A 24,531-nucleotide genomic window follows, 5' to 3' on the forward strand; every position below is an offset into this window, starting at 1 on the left:
CATGCCAATTCGGATAATCTGCTCCACGGACGGTCTCCCTCGATTGATATCTTAACGACTCACTCTGGCACATTGCGATGCCGTTGGGAGCCGTCCACCCCAACAGTGCTCGTCACAGGGATCCAGCCAGACCAAGTCCTTGGGCTGAAAGAACTCTTCCCGCGCCGCGGACGCGGCGCTGCTGGATCTCTGTGACAAGGACAGAGATGAGGATGAGGAGAGATTGCAGCTCTCCGAAAAGTTTCCTACAGCGCCGCCGCGTCTTATCAGACACGCAAAGGTCGCTGCAGCACTTTGAGCTGCTCTATGTCTTGTCCATTGACAGGCTATTATATCACCCGCTCGAAGAGCGGGCCTTTGCCGCTTGTCTCTTCGCCCCGCTTGCCGGGAGAAGGCAGGGCGATAAGGGCAAACCGGGGTGCGGAAATCACCCCATGCCTTTCACCCGCGCCGCTCCCTCGTCACGGTGATGAAATCCGTTCCCTTGCCCGTCTCCAGCCCCGATTCGGTATCGGTGATCGAGAGTGACGAGCCGTTTGCAAGGAGGCCGGCGAGGCGTTCGCGGACGTCTTCGGGCACGGTGAGGCGGCTCAGCGTTCGCTCCAGCGTGTCGGGCTCGCCTTCCGCTGTGATGCCAAGTCGCTTCTTGGTCGTTTTCGGCAGCTTGTTCTCGAGCGACATGCCGAACCACTTGCCCTGTCCGGTTTTCGTGTCGAGATCCTGGAACTGCAGCAGATGTGTCCCGAGCGCCATTTCCGGCTCCGCGATGGCAATCTCGGCTTCGAAAAGCGGCTGGAATTGCCGGCGCACGCGCAACACGCCATTCAACGGTGCACTGCGGCCCGCCTTGCGAAAGACGGCTTCGATCAGCTCCGGCGTTATCTTGCCATCGTCGGGCAGAGCTTCGGCCCTTTGGAACGCTTCGATTGCGGCGGCCGTTGCCGGACCGCTGAATCCATCCGGCAGACCTGCATCGTAGCCGAGCGTATTGAGGAGCGTCTGGAGGTCGCGCACGCTCTCTTGCGTACCGCGCCGGGTAATCAGAATACGTATCGGGGCCTTCGCCTCGTCGGATGTGACGGGCGAGGGGCGTTTGTCGGTCATGGCGACTTCAACTGCGCTCCGGTTGAACTCCCCGATCGCCGGCCGCAGGGGGACGTCCGACAGGGCAGGTCCCTGCGGTCGCGACTGGCTCGGCTGGAAAAGCATTTCGTGCGCGACCTCGACCGGGGCGATCTGCCGATCCGATATGACCACATGCATGCCGTAGCCCGTCATCTTGAACAGGCTCGCCGCGAATTTGCTCGGCAGCCGCACGCAACCGTGCGAAGCCGGATAATCCGGTACATGGTTTGAGCCATGCAGCGCAATGCCGGACCAGGTAAGCCGCTGCATGAACGGCATCGGCGCATTCGAATAGATGTTCGACGCGTGACGTCGGCGCTTCTCCAGGATCGAGAAAATGCCCGTCGGCGTCGCGTGCCCGGCCTTGCCGGTTGACACTTTCGACGTGGCGACGACCGTGTCGCCGTCATAGACGACGAGGGACTGCTGCTCCCTCGATACGACGATCTGCAACGGCGCCTTGGCGCCGGCCGCAAGCGCGGACGGCGACGCCATGACGAAAACCGCGAATCCCATCCGGAGAGCGAAACGCAACACCTACCCTCGTTCAGACAGTGGCGGCACCGCAAAACGGACGACGGAGCCGTGGAAGCAGGCTAGCGTCCAATATTTAAGGAATTGCCCCATACGATGCGTCAGCCGTCCGGTCGGGCAACCGTGACGGCTATTGCCGGCGCCGCCCCTTGCCGAACGTGTAGCCGGTCTCGACGCTCGTCCTGCCGAACTTGTCGCGCAGCTTGTTGATCGCGTCCTCGGCGGCGGCACGCCGGGACGCCTGCGGATCGACGAGATCCGGCGGATCGGCGAGGTCGGGATCGGCCAGATCGCTGACGCCGATCCCGATCAGCCGGTATTTCGTCCCGTCGACCTCCTTCTCGAGCAGCTGCAGGCCGGTGCGGAAGATGCGGTCGGCAAGGCGGGTGGGGCTTTCCAGCCTGCGGTTGCGCGTGCGGGTCTTGAAGTCCGCGGTCTTCAGCTTCAGCACCACCGTCTGTCCGGCGAGGGCGGAATTTCGCAAGCGGAATGCCACTTGTTCGCTGAGGCCCCTCAGATGCGTTACGAGGTCTTCCTGGCGCGCCAGGTCGTCGTTGAACGTCGTCTCGGAGGAGACGCTCTTCGCTTCGCCTTCGATTTCGACGGATCTTTCGTCCAGGCCGCGCGAGAGCCTGTAGAGCCGCCGGCCCATCGTGCCGTAGCGGCGCATGAGGTCCGCCTCTTCCATCGTCTGGAGCTGCCCGATCGCGCGGATTCCGTCCCTTTCGAGCGTGGCGGCGAAGGCCTTGCCGACGCCCCAGATGAGAGTAACGGGTTTGGCCTTCAGGAAGTCGATGGCTTCGGCCTGGCCGATGACCGAAAAGCCGCGCGGCTTCTGAAGGTCCGAGGCAACCTTGGCCAGGAATTTGCAGTAGGAGAGCCCGACGGAGACGGTGATGCCGATTTCCCGCTCCACACGCCTGGCGAAGCGGGCAAGCGTTCGGGCGGGCGGATCGTGATGAAGCCGCTCGGTGCCGCTCAGATCGAGAAAGGCCTCATCTATCGACAGCGGCTGCACGAGAGGCGTCAGCTCCTGCATCATCGCTCTGACTTCCCGCCCGACGCGCACGTATTTCTCCATGTCGGGCCTGATCACCACGGCCTGCGGACAGGCTTCGAGAGCTTTGAACATAGGCATGGCGGAGCGCACGCCGTGGATGCGGGCAATGTAACAGGCCGTGGAGACGACGCCACGCTTACCGCCGCCGATGATCACGGGCTTGTCGGCGAGCTCCGGATTGTCGCGCTTCTCGACCGAGGCATAGAAGGCATCGCAGTCGATATGCGCCAGGGTCAGCCGGTAGAGTTCGGGGTGCCGGAGGAGCCGCGGGCTTCCGCAGGCGAGGCACCGCCGTGCCTGGGCGGCTTGCTCCTTGAGGCAATCACGGCAGAAGCCGGAGGGTGGGGCGGCGCTGTCGATCATATCCGGAACAAATGTTGAACGCGGCGACTTTACGCTCTACGCTGCTGAGTCTCAAGGCGGCGGCTGGAGGCTGTTTTGGATATCGCAGTTAAATTTGAGACGGTGCCGGCCGATCGCCGGCCGGACTTCGGGATGCTCCTTAGTCGGCACGGCGCACTCGGCACCGGGCGGTGCACCGCGCTGCGCACGCCGCGTGCCGGCAGCACTCAGCCTTCCTCGAAATCGCGCGGGCCGGAGAGGGCATGGTGCGCCCGGACGACCTCGTCCGGCGAGGTTTGCGTTTCGTTGCAGAAGGCCATCAGCGTCGGCTCGTGCTCCATCAGGAACGCAACGATGCCCCCCATGAAGCCCGGCTCGCCGACGGCGCCGCGCAGGGAGGCGGGATCGGTGCCGGTGAGCGCCAGAAAGCGCGACATCAGCTCAGGCTCGTTCGCGAGCCAGGTCAGGATGGCGATCGCCGTATCCTCAGCGTTCTTCATGATATCCGCTCTCTTCTCGTTTGCCGGCCGCAATTACCTATTTTTCAACCAAATCGCGCTAGCCTGGCGATCGACGAAAAGGGTCGAGTCGCCGTTGTTGCAACTTAAATCTCTCCCGGAGACTTGCAAGGCGGCGGCAGACAGCAAGGGATCGACATGCCCAAACAGGTGATGATTGTTGAGGATAACGAGCTGAATATGAAGCTCTTCCGCGACCTGATTGAGGCTTCGGGCTACGCGACGATCCAGACGCGCAACGGCATGGAAGCCCTCGAACTCGCGCGCAAGCACCGTCCCGACCTGATTCTGATGGACATCCAGTTGCCGGAGGTTTCCGGCCTCGAGGTCACGAAATGGCTCAAGGAAGACGATGAGCTTCACGTGATTCCGGTTATTGCCGTAACCGCTTTTGCCATGAAGGGCGACGAGGAGCGCATCCGCCAAGGGGGATGCGAGGCCTATGTTTCCAAGCCGATTTCCGTTCCAAAATTCATTGAGACCATCAAAACATATCTGGGCGATGCCTGACTGCCAGAAAGATCGATATGACTGCGCGCATCCTCGTCGTTGATGACGTACCAGCCAATGTGAAGCTCCTGGAAGCGCGGCTGGTGGCCGAATATTTCGACGTGCTGACGGCTCCGGACGGGAATGCCGCCTTGGCGACATGCGAAAAGACGCCGGTGGATCTGGTCCTGCTCGATGTCATGATGCCGGGGATGGACGGTTTCGAGGTCTGTGAAAGATTGAAGGCGAACAGCCGGACCGCGCATATTCCGGTCGTGATGATAACGGCACTCGACCAGCCGTCCGATCGCGTGCGCGGGCTGAAGGCCGGCGCGGACGACTTCCTGACCAAGCCCGTGAACGATCTGCAGCTGATGTCGCGCGTGAAGAGTCTCGTACGCCTGAAGAACGTCAGCGACGAGCTGCGTCTCAGAGCTCAGACGGCACAAACGATCGGGCTGCAGGAGACGGCCCGCGTCGATCGGCCGGACGAGCCCGGCAGCGTTCTGCTCGTCGATGGCCGTGCTTCCTCACAGGAGCGGCTGACGCGTGCCCTGAAGCCGATCGCCGATGTCGCCGTCATATCGGACCCGCAGGCCGCTCTGTTCGAGGCTGCCGAAAGCAGTTTCGACCTGATCATCGTCAACGCGAATTTCGACGATTACGACCCCTTGCGTCTGTGTTCGCAATTGCGGTCGCTCGAGCGGACCCGCTTCATTCCGATCCTGCTGGTAACCGAGCAGGGAAACGATGAGAGAATCGTCCGCGCACTCGAACTGGGCGTGACGGACTACATCATGCGCCCCGTCGATCCGAACGAACTTGTCGCCCGTTGCCTAACGCAGATCCGGCGCAAGCATTGCAACGATCGCCTGCGCGCCAGTGTACAACAGACGATCGAATTGGCCGTGACCGATGATCTCACCGGCCTCCACAACAGGCGCTATCTGGAAAACCACCTGAAGCTGCTGATCGATCGCGCAACCACAAGGGGGCGTCCGCTGTCGATCTGCATCACGGATATCGATCGCTTCAAGCGTGTGAACGATACCTACGGTCATGATGCCGGTGACGATGTACTGCGCGAATTTGCCAACCGCGTTCGCGCCACGGTGCGCGGCGCGGATCTCGCCTGCCGTTTCGGCGGGGAGGAGTTCGTGGTCGTCATGCCGGATACGACGCCCGAAATGGCAGCGATCGTTGCGGAGAGACTCCGACTGGCGGTCGAGAGCCGTGGCTTCGACATTCCGCAGGCCGCGACGGTCCTGAACGTCACGGCGTCGCTCGGCATTGCAACCCTGAGGCCGGATGGCGATACGGCCGAGGCTTTGCTGAAGCGCGCCGACATGGCGCTCTATCAGGCGAAGAACGGCGGACGGAACCGGGTTGTCGCTGCCGCGGCCTGATCCGCCGCACATGCTGTGCTATTCAGGGCCTCGCGGGCTCTTCCAGTTGCGCTCTTCTTCGCGCGGCCGTGCCGGAGTAAGCACATCCGCAGGCGACACTGTCCGATTTTGGAACAGAATTAACCAAACGCCGAGCAACCCCTGCTCGGCGATTAAGAATGCGTTGATTTTTTTTTAGTTTCAGGCAATGCTGATAAGCGAGGAAGGAAACTTCCACAGAATTCGGTTACCCCATGATGCTCAGGTCCGCCGCATCTCCTGGGTCGTGGGGTCGGTCGGCTGGCCTCGGACTTGCGGATTCCTCGTGCTGCAACCGGACCAGTCGACCCCCATTCGAAAACGCCGCTTCGAAAGAGGCGGCGTTTTCGTTTTATCCCTTCGTTCCGTCCCTCCGGAGAGGGCAAAGAAAAAGCGCCGGCCCCGCGGGCGGCGCTTCTGGATCGAAGAAAGCGGCGACCTTACTTGATCTTGGCTTCCTTGAATTCGACGTGCTTCTTCGCGACCGGATCGTATTTCGTCTTCGTCATCTTGTCGGTCATCGTGCGGCTGTTCTTGGTGGTGACGTAGAAGTAACCGGTGTCGGCCGTCGACAGCAGCTTGATCTTGATGGTGGTAGCTTTCGCCATGGTCGTCCTGCCTTTATGAAAAATTGAAAGCCGTGGACAACCTGTTGCGGGCCACGGTCAAGTTGCCGCGAAACTACAAATCACGATCGAAAAGTCAAGACCGTTTTGGTTTCAAAACGATGCGGACCAGGGAAAGTACGACATAAAGCCCGAAGAAGCCGGCGATTGCCCAGGCAAATCCGTCATTGCCCGTCACATCCATGGCCGCCCCGATCACCTGCGGACCCGCTACCGTACCGACCGCGTAGGAGAACACGAAGGCGGCGTTGGCGGCCGCAAGGTCTGATCCCTGGAGACGGGAGCCGAGGTGGCTGAGGCCGACCGTATAGAGACCGGAGACGCATCCGCCCCAGAACAGAAGAACAAGCGCCATCAGAAACCAGTTTTCGACCAGCATAGGCAGGAACAGGGCGCCTACGAGCCCGATCAGGGTCAGCGCCGACAGGATCGTACGGCGGTCCTTCACGCGGTCGGAAAGCATACCGAGGGGGATCTGAAAGATGAAATTGCCGACGCCCATGACCGTCAGCAGCAGCGCTGCCTGCGATTCGCTGAAGCCCGCGCGCGTCCCGAAGATTGGAAACAGCGAAAGGCCGCCATATTCCACCGCCCCGAAGATGAAGACGGCGGCCGTCGCGGTCGGCACCAGCAAGACATAACGCATGAAATGGCGTTTCGGCTTTTCGTCCAGCACCGGGCTCTCATTGCGCGCGAGAAAGATCGGAATCGCGGAAAGCAGGATGACGCCCGCGCCGACCGCGAAGGGCAGGAAGCCTTCGCTGCCCAGGATCGAAAAGAGCAGGGGACCGCTCGCGAAGCCGAGCGAGAGTACCGTGCCGTAGATCCCGAGCACGAAGCCGCGCCTGTTGGGGGGCGCGGTGGCGTTGATCCAGAACTCCGAAAGGATGAAGAGGACAGTGATCGCGCCGTGAAAGACGATGCGCAGGGGAAACCAGAGCCAGAAATTCGTGAGGTAGTAGAAACCGAGCGAGCTCGCCGCCGCAAACACTATTGCCAGCAGCATGGTCGGAGCGACGCCGTGACGATGGGCGAATTTCATGGTGAACGGGGCGGCGGCCATCGATGCGAGGCCGGCCATTGCTGCATTCAACCCGTTCAGCGTGGGCGCGATGCCCCGCTTTTCCATGATGACGCTGAGCAGCGGGAGCCCCAGACCGATCGCGATGCCGACGGCAGTGATCGACGCGAGCGCGGCGATCAATGAAGGCCAGTGGATTTCGTCAACCGGTCTTGACGTACCGGGCGGCGGCTTCGACATGCGATAGGGCCCTCAGAGAAGCGTACGGTGAAAGCGCCCATGGCGCGTAAAATAAAATGGAACGGTTCTTTCAGGCGGAAGCGAAGGATCCGATTCGAGATCGTTTCTCAGATCCGAGAGGATGATCGCGGTGATCTCCGGCACGCGAAGCGCGGAAAAGTCGTTGACATCGATCCATTGCAAATCCTGAAGCTCCCGGCTTTCCGCCACCAGTGAGGGATCGATCTCAGCCTCGTCCGCGAAAACGGCAAAGAACCGCGTGTCAAATCGCCTCGGCAGTCCCGGAGGAGTAATGGCCCGCGCCATATAGCGCAAATTCGAAAGATCGGGAAGAAACGGAAGCGCCGAGCCTTGGCGCTCGTGCGTCCGGCCGAGGCTTATTCCGGCTTCTTCGTAGAGCTCTCTCGCGGCCGCAAGTGCTAGCGCGCGTGCGCGAGCCACCGTGATAGCCCGCCCTTCGCCTGCCCTGAGAGATCGCAGAACCGCCGGATGAAGATCGCCGTCAAATCTCAGGCGATGGTCGCCGGGATCGCGGCGGCCACCCGGGAAGACGTAAAGGTCCGGCATGAAGACGTGGGCGCTGTGGCGTTTGCCCATCAGCACGCGAATGTCCTTGCCCGATCTGTCGAGAAGCATGATGGAGGCCGCATCGCGCGTCCTGACCGTCGGACAACTCTCCGCTTCGGCGTCGAGTGCGAAAGCGCGGCCGCCAAGCCGCTCCGGGGTCATGCCGAAGGATCTCGCGGCGGAAGGACGTCTTCCGGCAGATCGTCGTGACCGCCGAAACCGTGCATTCTCAACGCCCACTGCAGGCCGATGACCGCGCCCTTGACCGGCTGCATCAGGGCGAGCGAACTGGCAAGCGTGACCGGCGCCCATATAGCGAGATGCTGCCATGTCGTAAGCGGCAGCACGAGATCGGTCATCATATAACCGCCGAGCACGGCATGGCCGACGATCGTGACGACGATGTAGGGCGGGAAGTCGTCGGCGCGGTGGTGATCCATGCGTTCGCCGCAAGCTTCGCAGGCGTCCACCGATTTAAGGAAGGCGCGGAACAGCCGACCGCGGCCGCAGGCCGGACAGGATCCGAAAAGGCCACGCTTGATCGAGCGGCCGACAGGCCTTTTGTCGCCCTCCGCTCCGCCGAGCTGAAGCATGTCTGTCGCCGTTGCCTTCATGTCCAATCCTCGTGCCGGACGTCGCGCGTCCGGCTGTCAGTGCCTGCCGCGGGGCGGTCGCGTCCCCGGCCGTTTGCGTGCACCCGTCCGGTCGCGGCGGCCGGCCTTGTGGAAGGAACGCATTGCCGTCGGCATCTTTCGTCCCTCGCTCAGCATTTCGAAACGGAGTGCACCGGCCAACGGCACCGCTTCTACAAGCTTGACCTGCACCGGGTCTCCGAGACGGTAGCCCAGCCCGGACTTCTCGCCGGAAAGGGCCTGATGCGCTTCATCATAGATGAAATAGTCGCGCCCGAGCGTAGATATAGGGATGAATCCGTCGGCGCCATAGGCGGGGAGAGTGACAAATAGTCCCGCCTTTGTGACGCCGGAAACCCGTCCGTCGAACTCCTCGCCGACGCGGCCGTTCAGATGATGGGCGATCAGCCGATCGATGGTATCGCGTTCAGCCGCCATGGCGCGCCGCTCGAAGGTCGAGATTTCGGCGGCGATATCGTCGAGCGTTGCTTCTTCCTCGGGCATGATGCCGCCTTCGCCGAGCCCGAGCGCGGAAACGAGCGCGCGGTGCACGATCAGATCCGCGTAGCGCCGGATCGGCGAGGTGAAGTGGGCGTAGCGCAGCAGGTTCAGGCCGAAATGACCGATATTTTCCGGGCTGTAGATCGCCTGGCTTTGCGAGCGCAGTACCATCTGGTTCACGATCGTCTCGTAAGGTTTTCCGTCGGCCTTCGCGAGAATCCCGTTGAAATGGTTCGCCCGCATGTTGCCACCTTTGGCGAGCGCGATCTCGAGTGTCGCAAGGAATTCGCGAAGGCTCTCCTGCTTGGCGAGCGACGGCTGGTCGTGGACACGATAGATCAGAACCTGACGCTTCTGTTCCAGCGTCTCGGCGGCGGCGACATTCGCCTGTATCATCATCTCTTCGATGAGCTTGTGCGCATCGAGGCGTTCCGGCACGAACACCCGATCGACCGTTCCGTCCGGTTTCAGGATGATCTTGCGCTCCGGCACGTCGAGTTCGAGCGGCTGACGGCGCTCCCTTCCGCGTGTGAGGATACGATAGGCTTCCCAGAGCGGTTTGAGGATCGTATCCAGTATGGGGCCGGTCTTGTCGTCGGGAGCACCGTCGATCGCGGTCTGCGCCTGTTGGTACGAGAGCTTGGCCGCGCTCCGCATCATGATGCGGTGAAACGTATGGCCGGCCTTGCGGCCTTCCTTGGAAAAGCGCATCCGGACCGCAAGCGCCGGGCGGTCGACGCCTTCCTTCAGGGAGCAGAGGTCGTTGGATATACGCTCGGGCAGCATCGGTACGACCCGGTCCGGAAAATAGACCGAGTTGCCGCGTTTCAACGCCTCGAGATCGAGTGCCGAGCGTGCCCGGACGTACCAGGAGACGTCGGCGATCGCGACGGTGACGATGACGCCGCCGGGATTGTCCGGCGACGGATCCGGCTCCGCGTAGACCGCGTCGTCGTGATCCTTGGCGTCTGCCGGGTCTATGGTGATGAGCGGCAGGGTGCGCCAATCCTCGCGATGGGCCATTGTTGCAGGACGCGCGGCTTCCGCCTCCTGCAACACCTTCTCCGGAAAGACGTGCGGGATACCATGCGCATGGATGGCGATCATCGAGATCGCCTTTTCAGATGCGACCGAGCCGATGACGTTCTGCACCTGCGCGCGCGGCAGACCGTAGCGGCCGATCCGCGAGAGATGCGCTTCGACGAGATCGCCTTCCTTGGCGTCGCCGGTGAAGTCCGGATCGATGAGGAGTTCCTCGCCCCGCTTGTCGATCGGCATCAGTCGGCCGCCACCACCCGGCGTGGCGCGGAAGACGCCGAGCACCGCGTCCTTGCGCTTGTCGAGCACCTTGATGATACGCGCGGTATAGGCGGGGCCGCCGCGTTCCTTGGCCGGGAAAATCTTTGCGAGCACCCGGTCGCCGAGACCGCCTACGGGCGTCTTGCCCTTGGCCCTGGCGACGCTTGATTGCTTGATCAGGACTGCGGGCGCGACGCCGTCGTCGTCGAGCCACTCGGCCGGGCGGCCGATCAGGTCGCCATCGACATCGCGAATGGTAATGTCAAGAACGGTGACGGGCGGGAGCCCGCCGGGACGAACGAGCGACTTGCGCTTCTTCTCGAGGAGTCCGTCCTCCTCGAGCGAGCGCAGCAATCGCTTGAGCTCTACCCGTGCTTCGCCCTTCAGGCCAAACGCCTTGGCGATATCGCGCTTCGAGGCGTGTTGCGGGTTCTCGGCGATGAAGCGCATCAGCACCTCGCGGGAAGGAACGACGCCGTGAACGATCGTCTCCTTTTCTCCGGCCGGTGCCGTCCTGGCCGCGCGGCCGGACTTCTTGCCTGCGCCCTTTGCGGGCGTTTCGGTCGGGTCGCGCGGAATCCTGGTCAAAGTCAGTCCTTCTTGGCCTTCGCGGCCGCTTTCGTTTTCGTCTTCGCTGCTGATTTCGGCTTCTCCGCTTTCGCGGTTCCGGCCGATGCAGCCTTGGCAGACTTCGCTCCGGCCGATTTTGCCGCGGCCGATTTTCCCTTTGCCGCCTTGCCCTTGGTCACGCCGCCCTTCGCTTCGCGCTCGGCGATGAGCGCAAGCGCTTCCTCGACCGTCACCGATTGCGGGTCCTTGCCCCGCGGCAGCGTGGCATTCACCTTGCCCCAGTTGACATAGGGTCCGAAGCGTCCGTCGCGAACAGTAATCGCGCCGCCGTCCGGATGTTCCCCAAGCTCCTTGAGGGCCGCCGCGGCGGTGCGACCGCCGCCGGCGCCCTTGGACTGCTTGTCGGCAAGGACGGAAATCGCGCGGTTCAGACCGATCGAGAAGACGTCTTCGACCGACTCCAGATTGGCATAGGTGCCGTTGTGAAGCACGAAGGGGCCATAACGGCCGATGCCGGTGGAGATCATCTTTCCGCTTTCCGGATGCGGCCCGATGTCGCGCGGCAAGGAGAGAAGAGCCAGGGCCTTCTCATGATCGATCGCTGCAGGCGTCCAGCCCTTCGGCAGGCTGGCGCGTTTCGCCTCCTTGCCGTCGCCGCGCTGAACATAGGGGCCGAAGCGGCCGTTGCGTAGCGTGATCTCCTCGCCGGTATGCGGATTCTTGCCGAGGCTTTGCGGCTCGTTCGCTGCGGCTGCTTCGGCGTCACCGCTGCTGTCGGAGGAGAGTTGGCGCGTGTAGCTGCATTCCGGGTAGTTGGAGCATCCGACGAAAGCGCCGTACTTTCCGAGTTTCAGGGACAGTTTGCCGGTGCCGCAGACCTGACAAAGGCGCGGGTCGCCGCCATCTTCCCGCTTCGGGAACACGAGCGGTGCCAATTCCTCGTTGAGCGCATCGAGCACGTTGGTGACGCGCAGTTCCTTGGTGTCCTCGATCTGGGAGAAGAAGTCCTTCCAGAAGTCGCGCAGCACGTCCTTCCAATTGAGCTCGCCCGCCGAAATCTGGTCCAGTTTCTCCTCGAGTGACGCGGTGAAGTCATATTCGACATAGCGGGTGAAGAAGCTTTCGAGGAACGCCGTGACCAGACGGCCCTTCGCCTGCGGCACCAGCTTGCGCTTGTCGATTTCCACATAGTCGCGGTCGATGAGGGTCGTGACGGTCGCCGCATAGGTGGACGGACGGCCGATGCCGAGTTCTTCCATCTTCTTGATGAGCGTCGCTTCCGAATAGCGCGGCGGCGGCTCGGTGAAGTGCTGGCTGGCGTTGATCTTCTGCTTGGCAAGATTTTCGCGCGCGTTGATTTCCGGAAGGCGGCCGCCCTCGTCGCCGTCATCCGACTGCTCGCCGTCTTCCTTCATGTCGGTATAGGCTGCGATGAAGCCGTCGAAGCGGATGACCGAACCGGTTGCCCTGAGGCCCGCCTTCTTGCCGGCATTGTCGGCAACGATCTCGGCGGTGGTGCGCTCGATCTCCGCAGATGCCATCTGGCTCGCGATGCCGCGCTTCCAGACGAGATCGTAGAGTCTGAGCATGTCGCCGTCGAGGAAGCGGCGAACCTGGTCCGGCGTGCGGTCGAAATCCGTCGGGCGAATGGCCTCGTGCGCTTCCTGGGCGTTCTTTGCCTTGGTGGAATAGAAGCGCGGCTTTTCCGGAAGATAGCGCTCTCCGAACTGGCTGCCGATCGCCTGGCGCGCGGCGGCGATCGCTTCCGGCGCCATCTGCACGCCGTCCGTACGCATATAGGTGATGAGACCTACGGTTTCTCCGCCGATATCGACGCCTTCATAGAGCTTCTGCGCAACCTGCATGGTGCGCGATGCCGAGAAGCCGAGTTTCGAGGAGGCGGCCTGCTGCAGCGTCGAAGTGGTGAAGGGCGGGGAGGGGTTGCGCTTGACCGGCTTTGCCTCGACGCTCTCCACGACGTAGCTCGCGCCGTCGAGCAGGGACTTCAACCGGTTGGCTTCCTCGCCATTGCCGATCGCCTTCGGCGGCAGCCGCTTGCCGTCGGCCGAAACGAGGCGCGCTTCGAATTCGTCGCCGCGCGGTGTCTTCAGAAGCGCCGAGATGTTCCAGTATTCTTCGGTGACGAAGCGCTCGATTTCCGCCTCGCGGTCACAGACGAGGCGCAGCGCCACCGATTGCACCCGGCCCGCGGAGCGTGCGCCCGGCAGCTTGCGCCAGAGCACGGGCGAAAGATTGAAGCCGACGAGGTAGTCGAGAGCGCGGCGTGCGAGATATGCGTCGACCAGCGAGGCATCGATGTCGCGGGGTTCGGCCATCGCATCGAGCACGGCCTTCTTGGTGATCGCATTGAAGACGACGCGCTTGACCGGTTTGTCACCGATGACCTTCTTCTTCCTGAGAAGGTCGAGCACATGCCAGGAGATCGCCTCGCCCTCGCGGTCGGGGTCGGTTGCGAGAATGAGACCGTCGGACGATTTCACCGCATCGGCGATGTCCTTCATCCGCTTGGCGGAGGCGCCGTCGACCTCCCAGGACATCTCGAAGTCTTCGTCGGGGCGAACCGATCCGTCCTTGGCAGGCAGGTCACGCACATGGCCGAACGAGGCAAGCACCTTGTAGCCTGGGCCCAGGTACTTGTTGATCGTCTTGGCCTTGGAAGGCGATTCCACCACTACAACATTCATCGACATTCTCTGAGACAACTTGTTTGGCGACCCTGCGCGCCAATACCGACGCCACGACATGGACAGGGATTCGGGCGCGGTCAAGGGGTTTGATCGAAAATAGCTATATCGCGCTCGACCGCAACCAAGCGGCAACATTCGAATCGGCTCAACCGGTGGTCGTCATTCTTGCCGTTGTCTTTGGCGCGGCGGAGCGGCGGATCCTGGCCGTCATTCGGCGGTCGCGAGCGATACGAGATTGCCTCCGTGCCGGCAGAGCTGACCGGCAAGATCCAGTTCGACGAGCACCATATGGATCTGCGGTGCGGCAAGCCCCGTATACCGAATGAGATCGTCGATCTCGACCGGCGTCGGCCCGAGAGCCTCGACGACGCGAGCGCGATCGGTATCGTCCGGGGCCGGCGGCGTCGATCGCGGTTCCTCGATTCCCGGTTCCTTCACGTCCAGCCGCGAGAAAAGATCGTCGCGGCTGAGAGGCGCCAATGCCTCGATCACGTCCGCCGAAGAGGTCGTGACGGTCGCGCCCTGTTTCAAGAGATCGTTGGTGCCGTGACAGCGCGGATCGAGAGGCGACCCGGGCACGGCAAAGACCAGCCGGCCGAAATCGGCCGCGTAACGCGCAGTGATCAGTGACCCTGAGCGGCTCGCGGCTTCGACGATCGCAACACCGAGGCTGATGCCCGCGACGAGCCGGTTCCGCCTCGGGAAGTCCCGGGCGCGCGGTTCCCAGCCGAAGGGCATCTCGCTGACCGCCAGCCCCTCGCCGGAAACGATTTCCTGCAGCAGGCCGAGATTCTCCGGCGGGTAGGGGCGGTCGAGGCCACCCGCGAGCACGGCGATCGTGCCTGTCCGCAGACTGGCGCGGTGGGCGGCCGTGTCGATGCCGCGGGCGAGCCCTGATGTAATGACATAGCCGGCAGCTCCGGCGTCGCGGGCGACCATCGCCGCGAACTTCGCGCCGCTGACCGAGGCATTGCGTGAGCCGACGATCCCGAGCGAGGGGCGGGCCGCCGCCTTCAAATTGCCCTTCGTCGCGAGAAGAGGCGGGGCGCCGTCGATCTGTCTGAGCGCATCCGGATAATCGGGCTCGCCGATGCCCACGAACACGGCGCCGAACCGGTGTGCGGCCTCGAGTTCTCGCTCGGCTTCTTCCACCGTGGCGACGCGGAAGGACCGGTCCGCCCCGCCTCGACGCGAAAGTTCCGGCAGCGCCTCGAGCGCCTTCTCTGCGTTGCCGAAATGGCTGATCAGATCGCGGAAGGTTGCGGGGCCGACATTGTCGCTTCGGATCAGCCGCAACCATGCGATTTTCTGCCGTTCGCTCAGCGCCATCCCGGCACGTCGAGCGCCCGGCGGCATCAGCCCTTTTCTCCGATCCGGCTTTCGGTGCCGCTCAGAAGGCGCTGGATGTTGGCGCGGTGCTTGATCCAGGCGATGGCCGTCATGACCGCAAAGAGCACGGCCACCTTGCCGTGGCCGGCTGCATAGAGCGCGATGGGGACGACAGCGGTAGCGACGAGCGCCGACAGGGATGAGTAGCGGGTGATCTTTGCCATTGCCAGCCATATGACTGCGAAGAGGAGCACCATCACCGGCACGAGGCCGAGCAGCACGCCGATATAGGTGGCAACGCCCTTGCCGCCCCGGAACGAAAGCCAGACCGGAAACAAGTGCCCGATAAAGGCGGCAAAACCGGCGGCGATGCCCGCTTCGACACCCCAGTAGGATGCGATCGCCGCGGCAGCCGTGCCCTTGAGCGCATCCAGCAGCAGCGTCGTGGCGGCAAGCTTCTTGTTGCCGGTTCTGAGCACGTTCGTCGCGCCGATATTGCCGGAGCCGATCTTGCGTACGTCACCGAGGCCGGCCATCCGCGTCAGGATGAGGCCGAACGGGATCGAGCCCAGCAGATAACCGAAAACAAGGCATGCGAGCGTCGAAGGCAGCCCCAACTGCCAGGAAAACATGTCCACCGGTCCCCCCTTCCGCTGACTCGCGCCGGTTATGCCGAATGCACGAGTTCGCCCGCAACATAGGTTTGGACGACCCGTCCGGTAAAGCGTGCATTTTCGAAAGGCGTGTTCTTGGAGCGTGAGACGAGTGTCTCCTTGTGGAGAACCCAAGGCTCGTCAAGGTCGATGACGGCGATGTCGGCCCGGGCGCCGGGCTTCAGCGTGCCGGCATCCAGGCCGAAGATCGCGGCCGGGCGGGTGGACAGAGCATCGATCAGCCGCATCAGCGGCACTTCGCCGCTGTGGTAGAGCCGCAGAGCCGCTGCCGCCAGGGTTTCGAGACCGATCGCCCCGTCTGCGGCATCCGCGAAGGGCAGGCGCTTGGTGTCGACATCCTGGGGATCATGGGACGAGACGATGATATCGATCGTTCCGTCGGCCAGCGCCTCGACCATTGCGACGCGATCGTCCTCGGTGCGCAAAGGCGGCGAGAGTTTGAAGAATGTCCTGTACTCGCCGATGTCGTTCTCGTTAAGGGTCAGGTGGTTGATCGAGATCCCGCAGGTGACGTTGGTGCCGTTCTCGCGGGCGATGCGAATGGTCTTCGCCGATTCGGGAACGGAGATTTCGGCTGCGTGATAGGCCGCACGCGTCAGGCCGGCGATGCGCAGGTCGCGTTCGAGCGGAATGATCTCGGCTTCGCGCGGAACGCCGGGAAGGCCGAGCCAACTCGCCAGCAGCCCTTCATTCATGACGCCGTTGGCGCCGAGATACTTGTCTCGGGTCTCGAGCGCGACGACGGCACCGAACTCGCGCGCGTAGGTCATCGCGCGGCGAAGCACGAGCGTATCGTGCACCGGCTGTCGCCCATTGGTGAAGCAGACGGCGCCCGCATCGCGAAGCAGCCCGATCTCGGTCATCTCCTGGCCGAGCAGTCCCTTGGTCAGGGCCGCCGCCGGATGGACGTTGACGAGCGCCTTGTCGCGCGCGGTCTTCCGCACGAATTCGACCAGCGCCATATCATCGATCACCGGATCGGTGTCCGGCATGGCGATGAAAGAAGTGACGCCGCCGGTCGCCGCGGCACGCGAGGCCGACTCGATCGTCTCGCGATGTTCGCTGCCCGGTTCGCCGACGAAGACGCGCGCATCGACCAAGCCCGGAACGGCGGTGAGACCGGCGCAGTCCTTGACGAAGGCGTCCGCAGGTACGCCCTGGTTCTGCGCATCCTTCCCCGCCGCGAGGATACGGCCGTCGTCCCCGACGATGACGGTGCCGGTTTCGTCCAGGTTCCGCGAAGGATCGACGATGCGGAGGTTCTGCAGAACGAGTGGTCTGGTCATAGGCGCGGCCCCTGGTTCTGGGAGAGAAGCAATGTTTCCATCACGGCCATGCGCACGGCGACGCCCATCTCGACCTGCTGTTCGATCACGCTTTGCGGCCCGTCGGCGATCTCCGAGGCGATCTCGACGCCGCGGTTCATCGGCCCCGGATGCATGACGAGCGCGTCGTCCTTCGCGACCTTGAGCTTCTCGGCGTCCAGCCCGTAGTAATGAAAGTATTCGCGCACCGAAGGCACGAATGAGCCGGCCATGCGCTCGCGCTGGAGCCTCAGCATCATCACCACGTCCGCATCCTTGAGGCCCTCGGCCATGGAGTGGTAGACCTCGGCGCCCATCTCGGCGATGCCGGCGGGAAGCAGCGTCGCCGGCGCGACGACCCGCACGCGGGCGCCCATCTGGTTCAAAAGCAGGATGTTGGAGCGGGCGACGCGCGAGTGGAGAACGTCGCCGCAGATCGCCACGATGATCCGCGAGAGCTTGCCTTTGGCGCGCCGGATCGTCAGCGCGTCGAGCAGCGCCTGCGTCGGGTGTTCGTGCTGGCCGTCGCCGGCGTTGACGACCGAGCAGGAGACCTTCTGGGCAAGCAGCGAGGCAGCCCCGGCCGACGAGTGGCGAACGACCAGCACGTCCGGGTGCATGGCATTCAGCGTCATCGCCGTATCGATCAGCGTCTCGCCTTTCTTCACCGAGGAATTGCCGACGGACATGTTCATGACGTCGGCGCCGAGCCGCTTTCCGGCGAGCTCGAATGAAGACTGGGTCCGGGTCGAGGCTTCGAAGAACAGATTGATCTGCGTGAGCCCGCGCAGCGAGGAGGTCTTTTTCTCCCTCTGTCGAGAGATCTTGACGGCCTCGTCGGCGCGATCGAGCAGGAGCGTGATATCCTGTTCCGTCAGCCCCTTGATGCCGAGCAGGTGGCGATGCGGGAAGGTGATCATGGGCCGCCCTTGCATTTCTGGAATTCGGTCGCTCTATAGAACGTGGACCCCGGCGCGGCAAGCGGCGCGCCGCCCGTTCCGAAGAAAACTTGGGCCGACAGAATTGTTTCCATTTGGACAGGAAAGGCTCTAAAACCGGCCCATGAATCAGATGAACCGGACAGAACAAAAACTTGCAGAACTGAACCAGCCCAAGCCCTGGTCCGGTGTCAACGCCTTTCGCTCCGACCCGCTGGTGGTCGACATTACGTCCAGCATGCCGAAGACGCTGCGCGACGAGTTCGATGGGCTTGGGCGCTATGTGACTTCGCCCGAGGCGCAGGAACTGGCCCGGATGGCCAATGAAGGCGTGCCGAAGCTGAAGACGCACGGGCCGCGCGGGGAGCGCCTCGACGTCGTCGAGTTCCATCCCGCCTGGCATGCGCTGATGCGCCGATCCATGACGACCGGCCTGCATTCTTCCGCCTGGGAGAACCTGCCCGATGAGCGCGGCCGCTCGCACAAGGTAAGGGCGATCCGTTTCTATCTGACCGCGCAGCTCGAATGCGGCCATCTCTGCCCGCTGACGATGACGAGTGCCTCGGTCGCGGCGATTACCGCTTCCCCCGCCGTCCAGAAGGAATGGGCGCCGAAGATCCTCTCGCGCAAATATGATTCGTCCAATCGGCCGTGGATGCAGAAATCCGCGGTCACGATCGGCATGGGCATGACCGAGAAGCAGGGCGGCACGGATGTGCGCGCCAATACTTCCACGGCCGAACGGGTGGGGGAGGGCATTTATCGCCTCACCGGACACAAATGGTTCATGTCCGCGCCGATGAGCGACGCTTTCGTGATGCTGGCACAGACCCGGGAGGGGCTCGGCTGTTTCCTGGTCCCACGGCTGCTGGAGGACGGTGGGGCCAACGGTCTGCGTTTCCAGCGCCTGAAGGACAAGCTGGGCAACCGTTCCAATGCGTCCTCCGAGGTCGAGTTTTCCGACACTTTCGGTTTCCTGCTCGGTACGCCGGATGCCGGTATCCGTACGATCCTGGACATGGTGACGCTGACACGGCTCGACTGCGCGCTGGCTTCGGCCGGCATGATGCGCGCATCGCTCGCCGAAGCCGTCCATCATACCCGCGGCCGCAAGGTTTTCGGCAAAGCGCTTGTCAGCCAGCCGATGATGACCAGAGTGCTCGCTGACATGGCCTTGGATGTCGCGGCCGCAAGCGCGCTGTCGTTCCGCCTGGCCGAAGCCTTCGATAATGCCCATGGCAGCGCCGAGGACGCCGCTTACGCCCGCATCATGACGCCGGTCGCGAAATACTGGTGCTGCAAGATCGCCCCCGCGCTGATCTACGAGGCCATGGAGTGCATGGGCGGCAACGGCTATGTCGAGGAGCGGGCGCTTGCGCGCCACTACCGCGAAGCGCCGGTCAATGCGATCTGGGAAGGCTCCGGCAACGTTATGGCGCTCGACGTCCTGCGGGTGCTCGGGCGCCGCAAGGAACTGTTCGAGCAGCTCTTCGCAACGATCGGCCGCGATCTGGGTCCCGCCGGGCGCAAGACGATCGAGGTTCTGCGTGCCGCCATGTCGCTCTGCGAGCGCGACGAGGGCGCGGCACGCATGCTGGTCGAGCAACTGGCGCTGGCGGCGGCGGCTGCCGAACTCTACAGGCTCGGGGCCGGGCGCATCGCCGATGCGTTTCTGGAATCGCGCCTGGCCGCCGGCTGGCGCTCGACTTACGGCATGCTCGATTCGCGCTTCGATTCGGCCTATGTCCTCGATTTGCTCTATCCGGCCGCGACATAGCCCGTAACGAAGAGCACGAGCGGTATCGTCAGGAAGGAGGCCGCCGTCTGGATCGTGGCGACGGAGGCGTAAAGCTCCGCGTCACCCCCCATCTGTTTGGCCAGAAGATAGCCGTTCATGGCGGTGGGGACGGCCGCACCCACGGCGATGACGAGCAGGGCATCCCCCCGGATGCCGAGAAGCGCGCTGCCGCCCACCATGAACACCGGCATGACGATCAGCTTGAGCACGACCGCGAAGAGGGCTGGGATGCTCGGGCTCAAGGCGTCGGCGACCTTGAGGCCGGCCCCGACCAGGATCAGACCAAGCCCGAGCGAAGCGCTCGCCAGCATGTCGACCGCCGTCATCACCGGCTCATAGAGTTCGATGCCCGTCAAATTGAACAATATCCCGAGCGCCGACGAGATGATCAGGGGATTGGTGATGATCTTCAAAAAGAAAAAACCGATGCCACGGCTGCCGCCGCCGAACCAGGTCAGAACGGCGATATTGTAGAAATTGATCGGGATGATGAGCAGTGCCATGACGAGGGCCGTCAGGCTGAGTCCAACCGCGCCGAAGAGTTTTTCAGCGACCGCCAGTGCAATGAAGGCATTCCATCGCGTGGCCGTCTGGAAGACCGACGTGAAGGTGGGGCCCGAAATGCCGCTCCGACGCAGCAGAGGCCAGGCCGAGAGGAGGGCGGCCGACATCAATGTCACGCTGCCGACCGTAGCGACGGCCGTAGCATCGGCCTCGAGCCCGGCCAAGTCCGCCTTCGCCAGCGTCGAGAAGAGCAGCGCGGGAAAGAGAAAATAATAGCCGAACTGCTCGAGCCCGATCCATAGCCCCTGGTCGACAAGCGTAGAGCGCCGGAGCGCGACACCAAGGATCACCAGCAGGAAGACGGGCAGAATGCTTTCGAAGACGATGGTCATCAGGGCTCCAGGCAGGTTCACGCACGTAGCGCCGCGCGTTCTTATGAGGTGCGCAGAACTCGCTGTAGGCCGCTGGACCGGCGGCCGCAAGCCGCCTTTCACCGTGAATATTAACCTTAACAAATGGTTTACGTTGCGCTTCTGCCTCCGAGGCGGAGATACTGGCGGTGCGATTTTTTCAAGGATGGAACGGAGCGGCCGGTGAGAGCTGCCTTGCTGATCATCATGGTGATGTTTTTTGCCGGCCTGGCGCTCGACATAGCGAGCCTCGCGGCCGTCCTGACCACGTTCGTCCTGCTTGATCGTGCGATCAGCTCGCTTCTGCGCGGCCATCAGCCGGAGAGGGGCGCTTCATGAAGTGGTTGCTCATCTTCTGGGGCGGTCCCGTGATGCTGCTTACGGGCTGGTACGGGCTCTCCTATTACGACATGAGCTTCGGCGTCTTCATGCTGACGCGGGAGGCGCATGAGCTCGTCTTCCGGGTTTACGGGAAAATCCTGGGAATGCCGCCGGAAACCATTCCGCCGCTCGTCGCCCGGGCCATGATCGTCGACAGCCTGATCGTGTTCGGACTTGTCGCGCTCAGGAAGCGGCGGCAGATCGCGGCCTGGTATCGGCGCCGTTACGGTGCGTCACGATCGCCGGAAGCGCCTCTCGCCAGCGATGCCAATCTATCGAGCGCCCCCTGAAGAATGAAGGAAGCGGCTGCCGAGTCGATACGTTCGGCCCGCTTTTTACGCGATACGTCCATTTCGATCAGTACCCGCTCGGCTGCCACCGTCGACAGGCGTTCGTCCCATAGGACGAAGGGGATGTCCGTCTTTTCCCCCATATTGCGCACGAAGGCACGCGTCGCCTGGCAGCGCGGCCCCTCGGATCCGTCCATGTTCACCGGCAAGCCGATGATGAAGGCCGCAATCCCTTCCTTCTCCGCAAAGGCCAGGAGCGCCTGCGCGTCGGCGCCGAACTTGACGCGGCGGATCACATCGCGCGGCGTCGCAAAGCGCCGCCCCAGATCGGAAACCGAAAGGCCGATCGTTTTCGTCCCGAGATCCAGGCCGGCCACCGACCGATAGGGCGGCAGCCGCTCCGCGAGTTCCTCCATCGTGAGAATTGCCATGGGATTTACCGATTCGATCTTTCCAGTGCGCTGGTCTGATCCATATGCTTGTCCTAGACATAAATCGAACGATTTTATCGCCCGACTCGTCCGGGGTGCCGCGCGCGATCTGAGGAGAACATCATGAACATCAAATGGCTGGGACATTCCGCCTTCCACATCGAAACGGCGAAAGCCAAAATCCTGATAGATCCGTTTTTCACCGGCAATCCCGCCTTTCGGGACGAGGAGCGCAAGGCCGCAACGGCGGGACTGACCCACATTCTGCTCACCCACGGCCACGGCGACCACGTCGGCGACACCGTTGCCATAGCCAAGGAAACGGGGGCGACGGTCCTTGCCAATTTCGACCTCTGCATGTGGCTCGGCCGGCAGGGTATTTCGAAGCTGGAGCCGGGCAATACGGGCGGAACCATCCGGCTCGGGGGCTTCACGGCCACATTCGTCAACGCGCTGCACTCGTCGGCGCAGATCACCGACGACGGCGTTTCGCATTCGCTCGGCAACGCCAATGGCCTTGTTCTCCATTTCGACGACGAGCCGACGCTGTATCACATGGGCGACACGGACATCTTCTCCGACATGGCGCTCGTGCAGGAACTGCACGAGCCGGAAATCGGCATCGTGCCGATCGGCGACCGTTTCACCATGGGCGGTGCCGTGGCCGCGCTCGCATGCCAGCGTTACTTCAAGTTCAACACGGCGATCCCTTGCCACTATGGCTCCTTCCCGATCATCGACCAGACGCCGGAGACCTTCGTTGCGGGCATGGACGGCGCCTCGACATTGGTCGCCACCCCCGAGGTCGGTGGCGCAGTAACCCTCTGAAGAGGAGCGCGGCCGAACCGGAAACCGGTCAGCGCTATTCGCGAGTTGCACGTTGTGCAACTCGCCTTTATAGCGGGGGAAACTTTGCGATACCGGAGACGATCATGTCCGTAGACCTTGCCACCGTGAAGCGCGTCGCGCGCCTTGCCCGCATCGCCGTCAGCGATGAGGAAGCCGAGCGGATGACCGGCGAACTCAACGGTATCCTGGGCTTCGTCGAGCAGCTCTCCGAAGTGGATGTCGACGGAGTCGAGCCGATGACGTCGGTGATGCCGATGAAGATGAAAAAGCGCGACGACATCGTCGCGGATGGTGACAAGGCGGACGACATTGTCGCCAACGCGCCGAACTCGGATCGCAACTTCTTCCTCGTTCCGAAGGTGGTCGAATAACCACCCGCCGTCCGCCCCGCCGTTTTGAATGCGAAAGTCCGATTGCACCATGACCGACCTTACGAGCCTCACGATCGCCGAAGCCCGCGCGAAGCTTTCCGCCAAGGAGATCACCGCGGTCGAGTTGACCGACGCCTATCTTGCCGCGATCGAGGCAGCCAACCAGACGATCAACGCCTATGTCGCCGTCACGCCGGAAAAGGCGCGCGAGATGGCGAAGGCATCGGACGCCCGCATCGCGGCCGGTAAGGCCGGCGCGCTCGAGGGCATCCCGCTTGGTATCAAGGATCTCTTCGGCACGGAGGGCATCCACACGCAGGCATGCAGCCACATACTCGACGGCTTCGAGCCGCGCTACGAGTCGACCGTGACCCAGAACCTCTGGAACGACGGCGCCGTCATGCTCGGCAAGCTTAACATGGACGAGTTCGCCATGGGCTCGTCTAACGAGACCTCCTATTACGGACCTGTCAAGAACCCGTGGCGCGCTAAAGGCTCGAATCTGGACCTGGTTCCGGGCGGCTCTTCCGGCGGGTCTGCCGCCGCGGTCGCGGCGCGCCTTTGCGCCGGCGCCACCGCGACCGATACCGGCGGTTCGATTCGCCAGCCGGCGGCGTTCACCGGCACCGTCGGCATCAAGCCGACCTATGGCCGCTGCTCGCGCTGGGGCGTCGTCGCCTTCGCCTCGTCGCTCGACCAGGCGGGCCCGATCGCCCGCGACGTGCGCGATGCGGCGGTCCTGTTGAAGTCGATGGCGAGCATCGATCCGAAGGACACGACCTCCGTCGATCTGCCGGTGCCGGACTACGAAGCCTCGATCGGCCAGTCGATCAAGGGGATGCGGATCGGCATTCCGAAGGAATACCGCGTCGACGGCATGCCGGAGGATATCGAGGCGCTCTGGCAGCAGGGCATCGCCTGGCTCAGGGACGCAGGCGCCGAAATCGTCGATATCTCGCTGCCGCATACGAAATACGCGCTGCCCGCTTACTACATCGTCGCTCCGGCCGAAGCGTCGTCCAACCTCGCGCGTTACGACGGCGTTCGCTACGGCCTGCGCGTCGACGGCAAGGACATCATCGACATGTATGAGAAGACGCGCGCCGCCGGCTTCGGGCAGGAGGTCAAGCGTCGTATCATGATCGGCACCTATGTGCTTTCCGCCGGCTATTACGATGCCTATTACCTGCGCGCGCAGAAGGTCCGGACTTTGATCAAGCGCGACTTCGAGCTCGCCTTCCGGGCGGGTGTCGATGCGATCCTGACGCCGGCCACGCCGTCCTCCGCCTTCGGCATTGCCGACGAGGACCTCGCATCCGATCCGGTGAAGATGTACCTGAACGACATCTTCACCGTGACGGTGAACATGGCCGGCCTTCCGGGCATTGCGGTGCCGGGCGGGCTCGACCGCAAGGGGCTGCCGCTCGGTCTGCAGCTCATCGGCAAGCCCTTCGAGGAAGAAACGCTGTTCAAGACGGCCCATGTCATCGAACAGGCAGCCGGCCGCTTCACGCCGTCCAAATGGTGGTGACGGCGTAAAGAGGCGTAAGCCGTCGAAATCGCGGCAATACCGACCGCATCGGACACCGGAGACGA

General features: G+C 63.1%; 23 protein-coding genes. 8 read left to right on the plus strand and 15 right to left on the minus strand.

Going from position 1 to position 24,531, the window contains the following annotated elements:
- Positions 1-441: 441 nt before the first annotated feature.
- The 3 genes from ACFHWW_RS26985 to ACFHWW_RS26995 all read right to left on the minus strand — a co-directional run bounded on the left by ACFHWW_RS26985 (position 442) and on the right by ACFHWW_RS26995 (position 3,561).
- Complete coding sequence (locus ACFHWW_RS26985) at positions 442-1,659, minus strand: L,D-transpeptidase family protein (RefSeq protein WP_379942133.1); 1,218 nt, start codon at positions 1,657-1,659, stop codon at positions 442-444.
- A 130-nt stretch (positions 1,660-1,789) separates the two neighbouring features.
- Positions 1,790-3,082, minus strand: coding sequence for a DNA polymerase IV (locus ACFHWW_RS26990; RefSeq protein WP_379942135.1), 1,293 nt, complete (start codon positions 3,080-3,082; stop codon positions 1,790-1,792).
- 206 nt (positions 3,083-3,288) lie between these two features.
- Complete coding sequence (locus tag ACFHWW_RS26995; protein ID WP_026168581.1) at positions 3,289-3,561, minus strand: DUF3572 domain-containing protein; 273 nt, start codon at positions 3,559-3,561, stop codon at positions 3,289-3,291.
- Positions 3,562-3,717: 156 nt separating this feature from the next.
- On the opposite strand from ACFHWW_RS26995, the gene ACFHWW_RS27000 reads away from it, so the two are divergent.
- On the plus strand, positions 3,718-4,089 hold the full coding sequence (locus ACFHWW_RS27000; RefSeq protein WP_003537642.1) for a response regulator: 372 nt from the start codon (positions 3,718-3,720) through the stop codon (positions 4,087-4,089).
- Between the two features lie 17 nt (positions 4,090-4,106).
- Entirely contained in the window at positions 4,107-5,474 is a 1,368-nt protein-coding gene (locus ACFHWW_RS27005; protein ID WP_100672208.1) for a PleD family two-component system response regulator, read from the plus strand.
- Between the two features lie 458 nt (positions 5,475-5,932).
- Here the strand turns inward: ACFHWW_RS27005 and rpmG are convergent, their stop codons facing one another.
- The 10 genes from rpmG to ACFHWW_RS27055 form a co-directional block, all read right to left on the minus strand.
- Positions 5,933-6,100, minus strand: a complete 168-nt coding sequence (gene rpmG / locus ACFHWW_RS27010; RefSeq protein WP_003537640.1) for a 50S ribosomal protein L33 — start codon at positions 6,098-6,100, stop codon at positions 5,933-5,935.
- Between the two features lie 94 nt (positions 6,101-6,194).
- Positions 6,195-7,379, minus strand: coding sequence for an MFS transporter (locus ACFHWW_RS27015; protein WP_100672209.1), 1,185 nt, complete (start codon positions 7,377-7,379; stop codon positions 6,195-6,197).
- 12 nt (positions 7,380-7,391) lie between these two features.
- Positions 7,392-8,108, minus strand: a complete 717-nt coding sequence (locus tag ACFHWW_RS27020) for an NUDIX hydrolase (RefSeq protein ID WP_275596417.1) — start codon at positions 8,106-8,108, stop codon at positions 7,392-7,394.
- Complete coding sequence (locus ACFHWW_RS27025) at positions 8,105-8,560, minus strand: DUF983 domain-containing protein (RefSeq protein WP_275596416.1); 456 nt, start codon at positions 8,558-8,560, stop codon at positions 8,105-8,107. Before ACFHWW_RS27025 ends, ACFHWW_RS27020 begins: the two co-directional genes overlap by 4 nt.
- Positions 8,561-8,596: 36 nt before the next feature.
- Positions 8,597-10,966 carry a ribonuclease R gene (gene rnr / locus ACFHWW_RS27030; RefSeq protein ID WP_275596415.1) on the minus strand — a complete coding sequence of 790 codons (2,370 nt, stop codon included), beginning with the start codon at positions 10,964-10,966 and terminating at the stop codon, positions 8,597-8,599.
- Between the two features lie 2 nt (positions 10,967-10,968).
- Positions 10,969-13,653, minus strand: coding sequence for a type I DNA topoisomerase (gene topA / locus ACFHWW_RS27035; RefSeq protein ID WP_379942141.1), 2,685 nt, complete (start codon positions 13,651-13,653; stop codon positions 10,969-10,971).
- Between the two features lie 210 nt (positions 13,654-13,863).
- Positions 13,864-15,012, minus strand: a complete 1,149-nt coding sequence (gene dprA, locus ACFHWW_RS27040) for a DNA-processing protein DprA (RefSeq protein WP_379942143.1) — start codon at positions 15,010-15,012, stop codon at positions 13,864-13,866.
- Positions 15,012-15,623 carry a glycerol-3-phosphate 1-O-acyltransferase PlsY gene (gene plsY, locus ACFHWW_RS27045; RefSeq protein WP_100672215.1) on the minus strand — a complete coding sequence of 204 codons (612 nt, stop codon included), beginning with the start codon at positions 15,621-15,623 and terminating at the stop codon, positions 15,012-15,014. Before plsY ends, dprA begins: the two co-directional genes overlap by 1 nt.
- A gap of 29 nt (positions 15,624-15,652) precedes the next feature.
- Entirely contained in the window at positions 15,653-16,945 is a 1,293-nt protein-coding gene (locus tag ACFHWW_RS27050) for a dihydroorotase (protein ID WP_379942145.1), read from the minus strand.
- A complete protein-coding gene (locus ACFHWW_RS27055; protein WP_003533035.1) occupies positions 16,942-17,883 on the minus strand; it encodes an aspartate carbamoyltransferase catalytic subunit in 942 nt (313 codons plus the stop codon). Before ACFHWW_RS27055 ends, ACFHWW_RS27050 begins: the two co-directional genes overlap by 4 nt.
- 142 nt (positions 17,884-18,025) lie before the next feature.
- Here ACFHWW_RS27055 and ACFHWW_RS27060 point away from each other — a divergent pair, with 142 nt between their 5' ends.
- Positions 18,026-19,678: an acyl-CoA dehydrogenase family protein gene (locus tag ACFHWW_RS27060; protein ID WP_018094879.1), complete on the plus strand. Its 1,653-nt coding sequence runs from the start codon at positions 18,026-18,028 to the stop codon at positions 19,676-19,678.
- Here ACFHWW_RS27060 and ACFHWW_RS27065 read toward each other — a convergent pair.
- Positions 19,660-20,595 (minus strand): AEC family transporter, encoded by a 936-nt coding sequence (locus ACFHWW_RS27065; RefSeq protein ID WP_100672217.1) that lies wholly within the window; start codon positions 20,593-20,595, stop codon positions 19,660-19,662. The two genes, ACFHWW_RS27060 and ACFHWW_RS27065, sit on opposite strands and share 19 nt — an antisense overlap.
- 201 nt (positions 20,596-20,796) lie before the next feature.
- Here ACFHWW_RS27065 and ACFHWW_RS27070 point away from each other — a divergent pair, with 201 nt between their 5' ends.
- Entirely contained in the window at positions 20,797-20,952 is a 156-nt protein-coding gene (locus ACFHWW_RS27070; protein WP_080636428.1) for a hypothetical protein, read from the plus strand.
- Positions 20,949-21,284 carry a DUF6105 family protein gene (locus ACFHWW_RS27075; RefSeq protein WP_275596409.1) on the plus strand — a complete coding sequence of 112 codons (336 nt, stop codon included), beginning with the start codon at positions 20,949-20,951 and terminating at the stop codon, positions 21,282-21,284. Before ACFHWW_RS27070 ends, ACFHWW_RS27075 begins: the two co-directional genes overlap by 4 nt.
- Here ACFHWW_RS27075 and ruvX read toward each other — a convergent pair.
- Complete coding sequence (ruvX, locus tag ACFHWW_RS27080; protein ID WP_018094881.1) at positions 21,218-21,715, minus strand: Holliday junction resolvase RuvX; 498 nt, start codon at positions 21,713-21,715, stop codon at positions 21,218-21,220. The genes ACFHWW_RS27075 and ruvX overlap by 67 nt on opposite strands.
- 123 nt (positions 21,716-21,838) lie before the next feature.
- Here ruvX and ACFHWW_RS27085 point away from each other — a divergent pair, with 123 nt between their 5' ends.
- The 3 genes from ACFHWW_RS27085 (at position 21,839) to gatA (ending at position 24,466) form a co-directional block, all read left to right on the plus strand.
- Positions 21,839-22,543, plus strand: coding sequence for a metal-dependent hydrolase (locus ACFHWW_RS27085; protein WP_379942149.1), 705 nt, complete (start codon positions 21,839-21,841; stop codon positions 22,541-22,543).
- A gap of 104 nt (positions 22,544-22,647) precedes the next feature.
- Entirely contained in the window at positions 22,648-22,935 is a 288-nt protein-coding gene (gatC, locus tag ACFHWW_RS27090; RefSeq protein WP_003533050.1) for an Asp-tRNA(Asn)/Glu-tRNA(Gln) amidotransferase subunit GatC, read from the plus strand.
- 49 nt (positions 22,936-22,984) lie between these two features.
- Positions 22,985-24,466 carry an Asp-tRNA(Asn)/Glu-tRNA(Gln) amidotransferase subunit GatA gene (gene gatA, locus ACFHWW_RS27095; protein ID WP_379942152.1) on the plus strand — a complete coding sequence of 494 codons (1,482 nt, stop codon included), beginning with the start codon at positions 22,985-22,987 and terminating at the stop codon, positions 24,464-24,466.
- Positions 24,467-24,531 lie beyond the last annotated feature (65 nt).

The organism is Sinorhizobium sp. P24N7, from assembly GCF_042436655.1.
GTDB lineage: Bacteria > Pseudomonadota > Alphaproteobacteria > Rhizobiales > Rhizobiaceae > Sinorhizobium > Sinorhizobium meliloti_A.

Excerpts from the sequence above, each read along its gene's own strand:
- ACFHWW_RS27015 (WP_100672209.1), bottom strand. The coding sequence starts at position 7,379 with ATGTCGAAGCCGCCGCCCGGTACGTCAAGACCGGTTGACGAAATCCAC.
- ACFHWW_RS27050 (WP_379942145.1), bottom strand. The coding sequence starts at position 16,945 with ATGACCAGACCACTCGTTCTGCAGAACCTCCGCATCGTCGATCCTTCG.
- ACFHWW_RS27075 (WP_275596409.1), top strand. The coding sequence starts at position 20,949 with ATGAAGTGGTTGCTCATCTTCTGGGGCGGTCCCGTGATGCTGCTTACG.
- ACFHWW_RS27085 (WP_379942149.1), top strand. The coding sequence starts at position 21,839 with ATGAACATCAAATGGCTGGGACATTCCGCCTTCCACATCGAAACGGCG.
- ACFHWW_RS27005 (WP_100672208.1), top strand. The coding sequence starts at position 4,107 with ATGACTGCGCGCATCCTCGTCGTTGATGACGTACCAGCCAATGTGAAG.
- ACFHWW_RS27025 (WP_275596416.1), bottom strand. The coding sequence starts at position 8,560 with ATGAAGGCAACGGCGACAGACATGCTTCAGCTCGGCGGAGCGGAGGGC.
- gatA (WP_379942152.1), top strand. The coding sequence starts at position 22,985 with ATGACCGACCTTACGAGCCTCACGATCGCCGAAGCCCGCGCGAAGCTT.
- ACFHWW_RS27065 (WP_100672217.1), bottom strand. The coding sequence starts at position 20,595 with ATGACCATCGTCTTCGAAAGCATTCTGCCCGTCTTCCTGCTGGTGATC.
- dprA (WP_379942143.1), bottom strand. The coding sequence starts at position 15,012 with ATGCCGCCGGGCGCTCGACGTGCCGGGATGGCGCTGAGCGAACGGCAG.
- rpmG (WP_003537640.1), bottom strand. The coding sequence starts at position 6,100 with ATGGCGAAAGCTACCACCATCAAGATCAAGCTGCTGTCGACGGCCGAC.
- topA (WP_379942141.1), bottom strand. The coding sequence starts at position 13,653 with ATGAATGTTGTAGTGGTGGAATCGCCTTCCAAGGCCAAGACGATCAAC.
- ACFHWW_RS26995 (WP_026168581.1), bottom strand. The coding sequence starts at position 3,561 with ATGAAGAACGCTGAGGATACGGCGATCGCCATCCTGACCTGGCTCGCG.
- ACFHWW_RS27000 (WP_003537642.1), top strand. The coding sequence starts at position 3,718 with ATGCCCAAACAGGTGATGATTGTTGAGGATAACGAGCTGAATATGAAG.
- ACFHWW_RS26990 (WP_379942135.1), bottom strand. The coding sequence starts at position 3,082 with ATGATCGACAGCGCCGCCCCACCCTCCGGCTTCTGCCGTGATTGCCTC.
- ruvX (WP_018094881.1), bottom strand. The coding sequence starts at position 21,715 with ATGGCAATTCTCACGATGGAGGAACTCGCGGAGCGGCTGCCGCCCTAT.
- gatC (WP_003533050.1), top strand. The coding sequence starts at position 22,648 with ATGTCCGTAGACCTTGCCACCGTGAAGCGCGTCGCGCGCCTTGCCCGC.
- ACFHWW_RS27060 (WP_018094879.1), top strand. The coding sequence starts at position 18,026 with ATGAATCAGATGAACCGGACAGAACAAAAACTTGCAGAACTGAACCAG.
- ACFHWW_RS27020 (WP_275596417.1), bottom strand. The coding sequence starts at position 8,108 with ATGACCCCGGAGCGGCTTGGCGGCCGCGCTTTCGCACTCGACGCCGAA.
- ACFHWW_RS27055 (WP_003533035.1), bottom strand. The coding sequence starts at position 17,883 with ATGATCACCTTCCCGCATCGCCACCTGCTCGGCATCAAGGGGCTGACG.